Source organism: Micromonospora sp. AMSO1212t, from assembly GCF_008868145.1.
Classification (GTDB): Bacteria; Actinomycetota; Actinomycetes; order Mycobacteriales; family Micromonosporaceae; genus Micromonospora; species Micromonospora tulbaghiae.
On sequence record NZ_WBKS01000160.1, the window covers coordinates 1 to 12,270 of the forward strand.

Annotated in this window: 12 protein-coding genes; 2 read left to right on the forward strand and 10 right to left on the reverse strand. The window is 73.5% G+C overall.

Annotation, left to right across the window (positions count from 1 at the left end):
* The coding region (locus tag F8279_RS26855; protein ID WP_151501424.1) for a GntR family transcriptional regulator at positions 1-301 on the reverse strand (301 nt) is incomplete at its 3' end.
* A gap of 38 nt (positions 302-339) precedes the next feature.
* On the opposite strand from F8279_RS26855, the gene F8279_RS26860 reads away from it, so the two are divergent.
* Positions 340-1,587, forward strand: a complete 1,248-nt coding sequence (locus F8279_RS26860; RefSeq protein WP_151501425.1) for a bifunctional pyridoxamine 5'-phosphate oxidase family protein/GNAT family N-acetyltransferase — start codon at positions 340-342, stop codon at positions 1,585-1,587.
* Positions 1,584-2,246: a leucine efflux protein LeuE gene (gene leuE / locus F8279_RS26865; RefSeq protein WP_091419832.1), complete on the forward strand. Its 663-nt coding sequence runs from the start codon at positions 1,584-1,586 to the stop codon at positions 2,244-2,246. Before F8279_RS26860 ends, leuE begins: the two co-directional genes overlap by 4 nt.
* A 13-nt stretch (positions 2,247-2,259) precedes the next feature.
* Here the strand turns inward: leuE and F8279_RS26870 are convergent, their stop codons facing one another.
* From F8279_RS26870 to F8279_RS26910, 9 genes are all read right to left on the reverse strand, one after another.
* On the reverse strand, positions 2,260-3,189 hold the full coding sequence (locus F8279_RS26870; protein ID WP_151501426.1) for a sporulation protein: 930 nt from the start codon (positions 3,187-3,189) through the stop codon (positions 2,260-2,262).
* Positions 3,190-3,295: 106 nt separating this feature from the next.
* Positions 3,296-4,360: a hemolysin family protein gene (locus F8279_RS26875; RefSeq protein WP_091419827.1), complete on the reverse strand. Its 1,065-nt coding sequence runs from the start codon at positions 4,358-4,360 to the stop codon at positions 3,296-3,298.
* Positions 4,357-5,712: a hemolysin family protein gene (locus tag F8279_RS26880; protein ID WP_091419825.1), complete on the reverse strand. Its 1,356-nt coding sequence runs from the start codon at positions 5,710-5,712 to the stop codon at positions 4,357-4,359. The genes F8279_RS26875 and F8279_RS26880 overlap by 4 nt, the downstream gene beginning before the upstream one ends.
* A gap of 163 nt (positions 5,713-5,875) precedes the next feature.
* Entirely contained in the window at positions 5,876-6,211 is a 336-nt protein-coding gene (gene mnhG / locus F8279_RS26885) for a monovalent cation/H(+) antiporter subunit G (RefSeq protein WP_175438704.1), read from the reverse strand.
* Positions 6,208-6,471 carry a monovalent cation/H+ antiporter complex subunit F gene (locus F8279_RS26890; RefSeq protein ID WP_091419822.1) on the reverse strand — a complete coding sequence of 88 codons (264 nt, stop codon included), beginning with the start codon at positions 6,469-6,471 and terminating at the stop codon, positions 6,208-6,210. The genes mnhG and F8279_RS26890 overlap by 4 nt, the downstream gene beginning before the upstream one ends.
* On the reverse strand, positions 6,468-7,118 hold the full coding sequence (locus F8279_RS26895; RefSeq protein ID WP_151501427.1) for a Na+/H+ antiporter subunit E: 651 nt from the start codon (positions 7,116-7,118) through the stop codon (positions 6,468-6,470). Before F8279_RS26895 ends, F8279_RS26890 begins: the two co-directional genes overlap by 4 nt.
* On the reverse strand, positions 7,115-8,620 hold the full coding sequence (locus F8279_RS26900) for a Na+/H+ antiporter subunit D (RefSeq protein ID WP_151501428.1): 1,506 nt from the start codon (positions 8,618-8,620) through the stop codon (positions 7,115-7,117). The genes F8279_RS26895 and F8279_RS26900 overlap by 4 nt, the downstream gene beginning before the upstream one ends.
* 114 nt (positions 8,621-8,734) lie before the next feature.
* Positions 8,735-9,217: a Na(+)/H(+) antiporter subunit C gene (locus F8279_RS26905; RefSeq protein ID WP_151501429.1), complete on the reverse strand. Its 483-nt coding sequence runs from the start codon at positions 9,215-9,217 to the stop codon at positions 8,735-8,737.
* Positions 9,214-12,048 (reverse strand): Na+/H+ antiporter subunit A, encoded by a 2,835-nt coding sequence (locus F8279_RS26910; protein ID WP_151501430.1) that lies wholly within the window; start codon positions 12,046-12,048, stop codon positions 9,214-9,216. The genes F8279_RS26905 and F8279_RS26910 overlap by 4 nt, the downstream gene beginning before the upstream one ends.
* Between the last annotated feature and the right edge of the window lie 222 nt (positions 12,049-12,270).

Consider the following 12,270-nt stretch of genomic DNA (forward strand, 5'->3'; position numbering starts at 1 on the left):
GTATAAGAGCCAGCCCCCCGCTCGGGCCGCACCTGGCCGCGCTCGCCGCCGAGATCGGACCCCCCGGCGGGCGGGGGCGGACCCGGGTGCCGTGCCGGCCGGCGGTCGCGACCAGGCCGCGTTGCCGCAGTTCCTGGTATGCCTTCGCGACGGTGGCCGGGCTGACGCCGAGGTCGGCGGCGAGCGCGCGGACGGCGGGCAGGGCGTCGCCCGGGGCGAGGTCACCGGTGCGGATGCCGGATTCGACGCTTCCCGAAATCGCGGCCGAGGTGGAACCGACGATCTGATAATGTGCTGCCACAGTTCGGAGATTGTACTAGCACGAAGGTGGGATGTCACGTGTACCCCCCGACCGAACGCACCACCGCCAGCCGCGCCCGCGACCGGATGCACTACGACCGGGCCACCGCCCACGCGCTGCTCGACGAGGCGTACCACTGCGCGCTGGCGTTCACCGTCGACGGCGAGCCGCGCGTCCTGCCGACGCTGCACGTCCGCCTCGGCGACACGCTCTACCTGCACGGGTCCACCGGCAGCCGGCCGCTGCTCGCCGCCCGGGGCGAGGCCGGGCTGCCGGTCTGCGTCGCCGTGACCCACCTCGACGGGCTGATCTACGCCCGCTCCCAGTTCCACCACAGCGCCAACTACCGCTCGGTGGTGGCGCACGGCACCGCCCGGCTGGTCGACGACCCCGGCGAGAAGGCCGCGGCGATGACCGCGCTGGTGGAGAAGGTGGCCACCGGCCGGTCCGCCGACAGCCGCCCGCCGAACCGGCGCGAACTGGCCGAGACGGCCGTGCTGGCGCTGCCGCTGCGCGAGGTGTCGGTACGAATGCGCACCGGCGGGGTGAACGACGAGCCGGCCGACGAGGCGCTGCCGTACTGGGCCGGTGTGGTGCCGCTGCGGCTCACGCCCGGACGCCCCGAACCGGCGCCCGGGGTGGCCGCGCCGGTGCCCGCGTACCTGCGGGCGGCCCGCTCGCCGTGGCACGAGCCGGCGGTGCTGCGCGGCGAGCACGTCGTGCTGGAGCCGCTCGACCTCGCCCACGCCGACGAGCTGTACGCCGCCACCGCCGACGAGGAGGTCTGGCGGCACCTGGGCGGCACGCAGCCCGCCGACGCCGCCGAGATGCGTCGGGTGATCGCCAGCTACCTGGAGGCGCAGGAGCGCGGCGAGCAGGTGTGCTGGACGCAGCGCTGCGCCACCACCGGCGCCGTGATCGGCACGACCTCCTACTACGAGATCGACCCGGTCCGCCGGTCGCTGGCGATCGGCTACACCTGGCTGGGCCGCCCGTGGTGGCGTACCGGCGTCAACACCGAGGCGAAGCTGCTGCTGCTGCGCCGGGCCTTCGACGACCTGGACGCGGTCCGCGTGGTCTGGCACACCGACATCCGTAACGAACGCTCGCAGCGGGCCATCGCACGGCTCGGCGCGAGCCGGGAGGGCGTGCTGCGTCAGCACAAGCAACGCGCCGACGGCTCCTGGCGGGACACCGTGCAGTACTCCATGCTCGCGCAGGAGTGGCCGAAGGCACAGGTCAGCCTGCGGGAAAGGCTTCGCCCGACGGCGGCCGCGGCGTCATGATGTCCGGCGTGCTGGGGATCACCGACATCTGGACGTACGTGCTGGGCACCGTGGCGATCGTGCTGCTGCCCGGCCCGAACTCGCTCTTCGTGCTCGCCACCGCCGCCCGCCGGGGCGTGGCCACCGGTTACCGGGCCGCGGCCGGGGTGTTCGTCGGCGACGCGGTGCTGATGGTCCTGTCCGCCGCCGGGGTGGCCTCGCTGCTCCAGGCGTACCCGCCGCTCTACCTGGTGATCAAGTACGCCGGCGCGGCGTACCTCGGGTATCTGGGGCTGGCCATGCTGCGCGGCGCGTGGCGGCGCTGGCGCGACCGCAACGACCCGGCCACGCCACGCCTGATCGACGAGGTCGAGCCGGCGGGGCAGCGGGAGCCGTTCCGGCGGGCGCTGGTGATCAGCCTGCTCAACCCGAAGGCGATCCTGTTCTTCGTCTCGTTCTTCATCCAGTTCGTCGACCCCGGGTACGCGTGGCCGGCGCTGTCGTTCCTGCTGCTCGGGCTGATCGCACAGGTCGCCAGCGCGATCTACCTGACCGTGCTGATCTTCACCGGCACGTACCTGGCGGCCCAGTTCCGGCAGCGCCGCCGGCTCGCCGCGAGCGGCACCACAGCGGTCGCGGTGCTGTTCCTCGGCTTCAGCCTCAAGCTCGCCGCCGGTTGACGGGCGGCGCCGGTCAGGTGCCGTCGCCGCCTCCGCCCCCACCGCCGATGCCCGCGCCGCCGGCCGTCCCACCGAGCCCGTAGCCGGGCGCGACGGGCCGGTCGGGGCGGCGGCTGACGTGCGCCGACTCGCGGATCGTGGCCGACCAGTCGGCGTGCGCGGCGGCGGCCGCGTGCCTGTCGATGGTGTGCCGCAGCCAGCCGTCCACTGTGGCCACCCAGTCCCGCTGGTCGGCCCCGGCGTGCCAGACCCGGAACCGGCTGATGCTCTGATGGGTGATCCCGGCCAGGGAGAGCCGCCGGTCCACCCAGAGCAGCACCTCCATGCCGGCCGAGTCGGTCAGCATGATCACTTCGAGTTCGGTCATCGGGCCGGCGTAGAGCGGCGCGGCCCAGAACCCGTACCACTGCTGGAACGGCAACGTCTGCTCCACCCCCGGCAGCCGTCCCTCGCGCAGCCCCGCCTGCCGGATCGCGAAGCCGAGCGTGTCCAGCGCGGCGAGCACGTGCTCCTGGGTGGGCAGCGGATGGATCAGCACCGGCACCATCGCGCCCTGGTCCACCTCCGGGTCCACCGACACCTCGGTGCGTAGCCCGGTACGCAGGCTCAGCAACGGCACCCCGCCGTACGTGGTCACCGGCGACTCCCACGGCAGCGGCACGGCGAAGTCCACTGCGCGCCGGTGCCCGGCCGGCACCACGAACCGTCCCGCGATCGTCCACGTCCGGAACTGCACCAGGCGGCGCGGCGCCTCCGGGTCCTCCGGTTCGACCTGGGTCACCAGCCCCAGCCGGACGTGCCGGACCGGCACGTCCGAGCCGCCGGCGCTCAGCGTCACCCGGCCCGGCAGGCGCAGGCCCGGACGGGTGCTCGGGTTGGGCACCGTGGTGCTCACCGAGAGCCCGGTCCAGGCCGAGTCCCGCGACACGCCGGTCAACCGCATGCCGGGGCTTTCCCGCTGCCCGCCCGGCCATGCCCGCCCGGCCGGAACGGACGCCGGCCCGGCGAGGTGGTGTCCCACCTCGCCGGGCCGGCATGGATCATGACGGTCAGCGCATCCGGCGGCCTCGCGGCACCGGGTCGGTCTCGTCGTCGAACTCGCCGATGACCTCCTCCAGGAGGTCCTCCAGCGCGACGAACCCGATCGGCCGGGTCGGCCCGCCGCCGTTGCTCACCAGCGCGAGCTGCGCCTGCTGCGCCCGCATGGCGGCCACCGCCTCGGTCACCGACGCCTCGGCCGGCAATGTGAAGGCGTTGGTCATCAGCTCCTCAGCGGTCGCCGGGCGGCCGGTGGTGACGGCGCGCACCGCCTCACGTACGTGCACCAGGCCGCACACCTCGCCGCCGGTGTCGACCACCGCCAGCCGGGATCGGCCGCTGTCGCGGGAGACGTGCTCGATCCGCTCGGCGGTCTCGCCCCGGCCCACCGTGACGATCCGGTCGAACGGCTCCATCACCTGGGCGACGGTGGTGCCCTGGAGCTCCAGCATGCTGCTGAGCAACTGGTGCTGCTCGGCGCCGAGCAGCCCGTGTTCCCGGGACTGCTCCAGCAGGATGCGCAGCTCGTCCGGGCCGTGCACCTGGGCCAGCTGGTCCTGCTGTTGCACCCCGAACAGGCGCAGCATCGCGTTCGCGAGCCCGTTGAGCACGGAGAGCACCGGCCGGACGATCCGGGCGAAGGCCCGGAACGGCAGCGCCAGCAGGATCGCCGAACGCTCCGCGTCGGTGATCGCCCAGGACTTCGGGGCCATCTCGCCCACCACCAGGTGCAGGAACGTCACCAGGGACAGCGCGAACACCAGCGCGACCACGTGACTGGCCGCGGCGGGCAGGCCGACCGCGTGCAGCAGCGGGCTGAGCAGGTGCTCGATGGCCGGCTCGGCCAGCGCGCCCAGACCCAGCGTGCACAGCGTGATGCCGAGCTGCGCGCCGGCCAGCATGAGGCTCAGCTCGCGGACGCCGTCGAGCGCCGCGCGGGCCGCCCGGCCGCCACTCGCGGCCGACTGTTCCAGCCGGTACCGCTTGGCCGCCACGAGCGCGAACTCGGCGGCCACGAAGAACCCGTTGAGCGCCAGCAGCACCACGGAGAAGAGCAACGCGAACCCGGGGCTCATGCGGCGCCCTCCCCCGACACGTCGGCGGTCGGCCGCAGCCGCACCGAGTCGGCCACGTGCCGGTCCACCGCAAGCACCTCGACCAGCACCCGCGGGCCGGACGCCGGCCCGTCGCCGTCCGTGGCGACGGGGATCTCCAGCAGGTCACCGACCTCGGGCACCCGGCCCAACTCCCGCATGACCAGACCGGAGAGCGTGTCGTACTCGGGCGCCTCGGGCAGCTCGATGCCGGTGCTGTCGGCGACCTCGTCGATGCGCCAGCGCGCCGGGACCACCCAGGAGCCGTCCTCCTGCCGCGCCGCGGCGCGGTCCGGCGGGTCGTCCTCGTCGCGGATCGGCCCGACCAGCTCCTCGGCCAGGTCCTCCAGCGTGATCACACCGGCGAAGCCGCCGTACTCGTCGACCACGCAGGCGAGCTGCCGGTGCCCGGACCGCAGGCGGTCCAGCACCGTCGGCAGCGGCAGCGTCTCGGGCACCAGCAACGGGGGTACGGCCACCGCGTCGACCCGGGTGGTCGCGCGCTGCGCCGGGGGCACCCCGAGCACGTCGGCGATGCCGACCACGCCGATCAGGTCGTCGACGCCCTCGGCGCCGCTCACCGGGAACCGGGAGTGGCCGGTGTCCAGCAGCTCGACGATCCGGCTGACCGGCTCGTCGGCCCGGACGGTGTGCACGTCGACCCGGGGAACCATCGCCTCGCCGGCGGTCAGTCCGCGGAAGTCGAGGCCCCGGTCCAGCAGGTCGGACATCTCGGCGTCGAGGTGCCCCTCCTCCCGGGACTCGGCGATGATCTGTTCCAGGTCCTGCGGGGTGGCGCCGCTGGGCAGCTCCTCGATCGGCTCGATGCCGATGCGGCGGAGCAGCCGTACGGCGGCCCGGTCGAAGAGCGTGATCAGCGGACCGGCGATCTTCAGGTAGATCAGGGTGGACCGGGACAGCGCCCGGGCCAGCGGTTCGGCTCGCGCGATGGCCAGGTTCTTCGGGGCCAGCTCACCCAGGACCATCTGCACCACTGTGGCGATGATCAGGGCGAGCGCCACCGACAGCGGCAACGCCACCGTGCTGGAGATCCCGGTGAGGCCGAGCAGGTCGGCCAGCCCGGCGCCCAGGAACGGCTCGGCGACGTAACCGACGAGCAGGGCGGTCACGGTGATGCCGAGCTGCGCGCCGGACAGCATGAACGAGAGCCGCCCGGTCACCTCCAGAGCCCGGGCCGCGGCACGGTCGCCACCGTCGGCGAGCTGCTTGAGCTTGCCCCGGTCCACGGCGACGTAACCGAACTCCTGGGCCACGAAGTAACCGGTGGCGGCGGTGAGGACGGTGATGAGAAGGAGACCGACGAGGATCAACACGGGAGGTTCAGGGCTCCCGGGGTCGTCGGGGAGGGAATTCGCCGGGTATTACCCGGCCGGCTACTGCTGCCCTCCGGGGCAGGAGAGTCGATCATGCGGACCATTTTATCGGTCCCGGCTGGACGTCCGCTGGGGGTGCCGGGAACCCTCCCCCACGTCCGGTTCAGCGCCCGGCCAGCTCGTCCACGTCCAGCAGCGTCCGGTCGACCCGCCCGGACCGGTAGGCGGCCCGGCCGATCATCTGCGCGGCGACCGGCGCGGTGGAGAGCTGGAAGATCGCCACCAGAACCAGCATGCCCAGGTCCGAGGGGGTACGCAGGCGCAACGCCAGCCCGGCCAGGAGCAGCAGGACGCCGAGCACCTGCGGCTTGGTGGCCGTGTGCATCCGATCCAGCACGTCCGGGAAGCGCACCAGCCCGATGCCGGCGACCAGGCCGAGCGCCGCCCCGGCCAGCAGCAGGAACCCGCCCGCCCAGTCCGCCACGGTGCCCGCGCTCACGCTTCGGCCCGGACCGCGAAGCGCACCAGCGACACCGACCCGATGAAGCCGAGCAGGGAGAGCACCACCAGCACGGGCAGCGTGGTGGCGTGCCGGTTGACAGCGGCCTCCGCCCCCACCGCGGCGAGCATCGCCGTCAGCAGCAGGTCGGCCGCGACGACCCGGTCGAGCAGGGACGGGCCGCGGTAGATGCGGGCCAGGGCGAGCAGCGCGGTGGCCGAGAGCAGCACCGTGAGCGCGACGGCGAGCAGGGCAGTCACTGATGGTTCCTCCGTTCGACGGGTTCGAGGTCGAGCCGGTGTACCTCGGCGGGAGATCCGATGGCGCGGACGATGCGCCGTTCGACGGCGAGCACGCGCTCCCGGCTGCCGCTCACGTCCTCGGGGCCGCGCACGTCGAGCACATGCACGTAGAGCACGCCCCGGGCCCGGTCGACGTCGAGGATCAGGGTGCCCGGCACCAGCGAGATCACCTCGGCGGTGAGCGCCAGGTTGAGATCGGTGCGCACGCGCAGCGGCACCGCGATGATCGCGCCGCGCGGGCGGTAGCCGAAGCGCAGCGCCACGGCGGCGACGTGCAGGCTGGCGCTGACCAGCTCCGCGATGAAGGTGACCAGGAACACCAGTAGCTCGCGGGGGCGGAACCGGCCGCCGAAGGTGACCGGCGGCAGCGGGAAGAACAGCAGCACGGCCACGCCGACCACCAGCCCGGCGATCAGGTTGCCCACTGACACGTCGCCCCACAGCAGCAGCCAGGCGGCGACCAGCCAGCCGAGCGCCAGCGCCTGGTCGCGGCGCCGCCCGCCCCGGCCGACTGCCGGCGCCGGCGCGTCCGGTGCGGGCGCGGCCCGGGGTACGCCTTTCGGCTCCCCGGTGGCGCCCCGGCCCGGGGGCAGGTCGTCGGTCACGGCACGTCCCGGGGCAGGACCGCCCGCACGTACGGGGTGCGCTCACGCAGGTCGGTGGCCGCGTCCGCGGTGACCTGGAACAGCGGACCGGCCAGCAGCGTGAACAGCACGCCCAGCGCCACCAGGGCGGTGGTCGCCCCGACCATCAGTCCGGGCAGCCGGGCCGGCGGGGTGGCGGTGGCCAGCCGGGGCTCCCGCCAGAACGCGATGTTCCACACCCGGGAGGCGGCGTAGAGCGTGAGCAGGCTGGTCAGCGTGCCGGCCGCGACCAGCACCGCGGGCAGCGTGCCGCCTGCTGCCACGCCGGCCTGGAGCAGGCCGAGCTTGCCGAGGAACCCGGAGAACGGCGGGATGCCCGCCAGGTTCATCGCGGGGACGAAGAAGAGCACGCCGAGCATCGGGGCGATCCGCGCCAGGCCGCCGATACGGCGCAGGTCGGTACTGCCCGCGCGTTCCTCGACCAGGCCGGCGACCAGGAACAGCGTGGTCTGGATGGTGATGTGGTGCACCACGTAGAAGATCGCCCCGGACAGTCCGGCGACGCTGCTCAGAGCCACCCCGAAGATCATGTAGCCGATGTGGCTCACGAGCGTGAAGGAGAGCAGCCGCTTCAGGTCCGACTGGGCGACCGCGCCGAGGATGCCGACCACCATGGTCAGCCCGGCCACCACCATCAGCAGCGTGGCGACCTGCCCGCCGGGGAACAGCAGCGTCTCGGTGCGGATGATCGCGTACACGCCGACCTTGGTGAGCAGGCCGGCGAAGACCGCGGTCACCGGGGCGGGGGCGGTCGGGTAGCTGTCCGGCAGCCACGCCGACAGCGGGAACACCGCCGCCTTGATCCCGAACGCGAGCAGCAGCGTCAGTTGCAGGGTCATGCGTACGCCCGACGGCAGCGCGTCCAGCCGGCCGGCGAGCTGCGCCATGTTCACCGTGCCGGTGGCCGCGTACACCAGCCCCACGGCGGACAGGAACAGCAGCGACGACAGGATGCTGACCACCACGTACGTCGATCCGGTCCGCAACCGCACCTCGGTGCCGCCCAGCGTGATCAGCACGAAGCTCGCGGCCAGCAGGATCTCGAAGCCGACGAAGAGGTTGAACAGGTCCCCGGCCAGGAAGGCGTTCGTCACGCCCGCGGTCAGCACCAGGTACGTGGGGTGGAAGATGCTCACCGGCGCGGTCTCCCCGGTCTCCCCCCGGCCCTGGCCGATCGAGTAGAGCAGCACGCACAGCGTCACCGCCGCGGAGACGAGCACCATCAGCGCCGCCAGCTGGTCCGCCACCAGCACGATGCCCACCGGCGCCGGCCAGCCGCCCACCTGCACCACCACCGGCCCGAACCGGTACGCCTGCACCAGCAGCACCGCCGCCACCACCAGGACGCTGGACAGGCAGAGCACGCTCACCCACCGCTGCAGGCGGGGCCGCCCGGACAGCAGCAGGGTGAGCGCCGCGCCGAGCAGCGGCACCACCACCGGAAGCGGCACGAGGGCACTCACAGCGCCATCTCCGTTCGCGACTGCGGGGCTCGCAGACCCGGCTCACTCCTCGCGCTCACTGCGCCATCTCCGTTCGCGACTGCGGGGCTCGCAGACCCGGCTCACTCCTCGCGCTCACTGCGGCTCCCCGTCCCGGCGCAACCGCCGGCGGGCCGGCTCCGGATCCACCTGCTCCGGGTCGTCGTCCGGGCCCTCGCCGCCGAGGTCCGCCGTGGACACCTCGTTGCTCTCGGCGAGCCGGACGATCTGCCGGTCCTCCAGGTCGTCCTGCACCTCGTCGTCGCCGCTGGTGTACCAGCTCCGGTAGGCGACGGCGAGCAGGAACGCGGTCAGCCCGAAGGTGATCACCACGGCGGTGAGCACCATGGCCTGCGGCAGCGCGTCGCTCATCTCGCCCTGCGACGTGGAACCCACGAGCGGTGCGGCACCGGCTCGCCCACCGAGCAGGATGAGCAGGTTCACGCCGTTGCCGAGCAGGATGATGCCGAGCAGGATCCGGGTCAGGCTGCGTTCGAGCAGCAGCGTGACACCGGCGGCGACGAGCACCCCGACCGCCAGCACCAGCACCAGCGTCGGCCCGGCCGCCCCCCGCGTCATGGTGGGCCGTCCCGCTGGACGACGAGCCCGCGGCCCGCCTCACCGGCGGCTTCCACGTGCCGGTCCACCTCGGCGCCCAGGCTGCGCAGGATGTCCAGCACCAGCCCGACCACCACCAGGTAGACGCCGATGTCGAAGAACAGCGACGTGACCAGGTAGAAGTCGCCGACCACCGGCAGCCACAGGTTGACCTTCACGCTCTGGAGCACCTCACCGGTGAGCGCGAGGCCGAGCACCCCGCTGCCGACCGCGATGCCCAGACCCGCGCCGAGCACCGTGCCGGCCCCGACCGGCGCCGCCTCGGCCAGCTCGTACCGGCCGCCGGCCAGGTAACGCAGGGCCAGTGCGAGGCCGGCGACCAGCCCGCCGGCGAAGCCGCCGCCGGGGGCGTTGTGCCCGGAGAAGAGCAGGAACAGCGAGAAGACCAGCACGGTGTGGAAGATCAGCCGGGTGACCACCTCGAACACGATCGAGCGCCGGCGCTCCGGCAGCGTCTGCCCGCCGCGCAGCCACACCGTGCGCCGGTCGCCGGCGCGCGACGCGACCGGCTGGGGACGGCGGGGACGCGGCCCGGTGCGGGAACGTTCGTAGATCAGGCTGGCCACGCCGGTCGCGGTCACGACGAGCACCGAGATCTCCCCCATCGTGTCCCACGCCCGGATGTCGACCAGGGTCACGTTCACGACGTTGCGGCCGTACCCCTCGGCCAGGGAGAGATCGGGGAAGGCCGCGGAGATCGACGGCGCCCGCCGCGCTCCGGCCGCGGCCAGCGCCAGACCGGCCATCACCACGCCGACGGCGATCCCGATGCCGCGCCGCACCCAGCGGCTGCGGCGCAGCGGACGGGCCGAGAAACGCTCCGGCAGCCGCCGCAGCACCAGCACGAACACGGCGATCGTCGCGGTCTCCACGAGGAACTGGGTCAGCGCCACGTCCGGCGCGCCGTAGAGGACGAACATCATCGCGGTGCCGTAGCCGGTCACGCCGACGAGCAGCATCGCGGTGAGCCGGCGACGCGCGCCGACCGCGAGCAGCGCGGCGACCGCGATCACCACGCAGACCACGAGCTGGGCCGGGCTGTCCCAGACCGCCAGGTCGACCCGCCACGGCGCGGTGGCGATCATCGCTCCGCCCGGCACGAACACCAGCGCGAGCAGCACGGTGCCGAGGTACTGCGGCAGCGAGCCGCGCTGGGTGGCGCCGGTGACCTCGATGGCGAGCCGGTCGAAGCCGTGCGTCACCCACTCGTACCCCTGATTGCCGTTCACCGGCGAGCGCAGCCGCGCCAGCGCGGGCGCCAGCGGGCCGCGGACCAGGTGCAGCACCACACCGCCGGCCAGCACGAGAGCGGACAGGCCGAGCGCCGCCGTGGGTCCGTGCCACAGCGCCAGGTGCTCCTCGACCGGCCCGAACAGCTCGGCGTACGGCTCGAACAGGCCGCTCAGCCACCCGGCGGCCGGACCGGCGGCGAGCCCAGCCACGGCGAGCAGCGACGGGGGTACGAGCATCGCGGCGGGCGGCCGGGCCAGCTCGGTGTCCGGCACGCCGGGCCGGACGCCGAACGCGCCCCAGAGGAACCGGATGCTGTACGCGACGGTGAGCGCGCTACCGACCACCAGCACGATCAGGACCAGTGGATCGCCGGTGAACGCGGCGAGCGCCGCCTCCTTCCCGACGAACCCGAGCAGCGGCGGTACCCCGGCCATCGAGGCGGCGGCCAGCGCGGCGACTGTGGCCAGCACCGGCGCGGCCCGTCCCACCCCGGACAGCTCCCGCAGGTCCCGGGTGCCGGCCTCGTGGTCGAGGATGCCGACGATCAGGAACAGCGCCGCCTTGAACAGGGCGTGTGCGGCCAGCATCGCCATGCCGGCCAGCGCCGCCTTCGGGGTGCCCGCGCCGAACACCACAGTGAGCAGGCCGAGCTGGCTGACCGTCCCGTACGCCAGCAGCAGCTTCAGGTCGGTCTGCCGCAACGCCGCCCACCCGCCGATGACGAGCGTGACCAGGCCGGCGGCCACTGTGACCGGCCGCCATCCGTCGACCGGGGCGAGCACCGGGCCGAGCAGTCCGATGAGGAAGATGCCGGCCTTCACCATCGCCGCCGCGTGCAGGTACGCGCTCACCGGTGTGGGGGCGGCCATCGCCACCGGCAGCCAGGCGTTGAAGGGGAACACCGCGGACTTCGCCAGCGCCCCGGCGAGGATGAGCAGCACCGCGACGGTCAGGTACCCGCCGCCGGGCAGCGGCGCCGAGGCCACCTCGGACCACCGGTAGCCGCCGGCGTGGTGGCCGAGCAGCAGGAACCCGACGAGCATGGCCAGCCCGCCCAGCGTGGTCACGGTGAGCGCCTGCGCGGCGGCCCACCGGCTGGACCGGCGCTCGGTGCTGTGCCCGATCAGCAGGTAGGAGAAGACGGTGGTCAGTTCCCAGAACACGTAGAGCAGCAGCAGGTCGTCGGAGACGACGAGACCGAGCATCGCCCCGGCGAAGGCGACCATGACGGCGGCGAACCGGGCCAGCCCGATCGACCCGGGCGGGAAGTAGCGGGCGGAGTAGACCAGCACCAGCGCGCCGACGCCGCCGACGAGCAACAGCATCAGCCAGGACAGCGTGGTGACCCGCAGCGCCACGTCGAGCTGGAGCTGCGAGATCCAGGGGTACGTCTCGACCACCTCGCCGCCGTCGCGTACCGCGGCTGTGTGCGCCGCCGCCCAGACCGCTGTGGCGGCCGGGGCGAGCGCGAGCAGCAGGCAGGCGCGCGGACCCCACCGGCGGACCAACAGCGGGGCGAGCAGCGCCGCCACCAGGTGCACGATCAGCAGGACGAGCACGCGTACTCCCGGTCGAGGTGACAGCGCGTAGAACACGCTGGTTTCACGACCGATCACACGCCACAGAGGCACCGAACCGGGCCGTTTTCCCCAAAACCCACCCTTACCCTCCCCGGCCTTCCCGGCCTCCCCGGCGGTGATCAAGGAGTTCGTGTCCGGGAGCACGCCCGGTCCCGCCACGAACTCCTTGATCACCGCCGGGGAGGCCGGGAAGGCCGGGGA

Coding starts and splice junctions, on each gene's coding strand:
- F8279_RS26905 (WP_151501429.1), bottom strand. CDS start 9,217: ATGACGCGGGGGGCGGCCGGGCCGACGCTGGTGCTGGTGCTGGCGGTC.
- leuE (WP_091419832.1), top strand. CDS start 1,584: ATGATGTCCGGCGTGCTGGGGATCACCGACATCTGGACGTACGTGCTG.
- F8279_RS26875 (WP_091419827.1), bottom strand. CDS start 4,360: ATGAGCCCCGGGTTCGCGTTGCTCTTCTCCGTGGTGCTGCTGGCGCTC.
- F8279_RS26870 (WP_151501426.1), bottom strand. CDS start 3,189: ATGCGGTTGACCGGCGTGTCGCGGGACTCGGCCTGGACCGGGCTCTCG.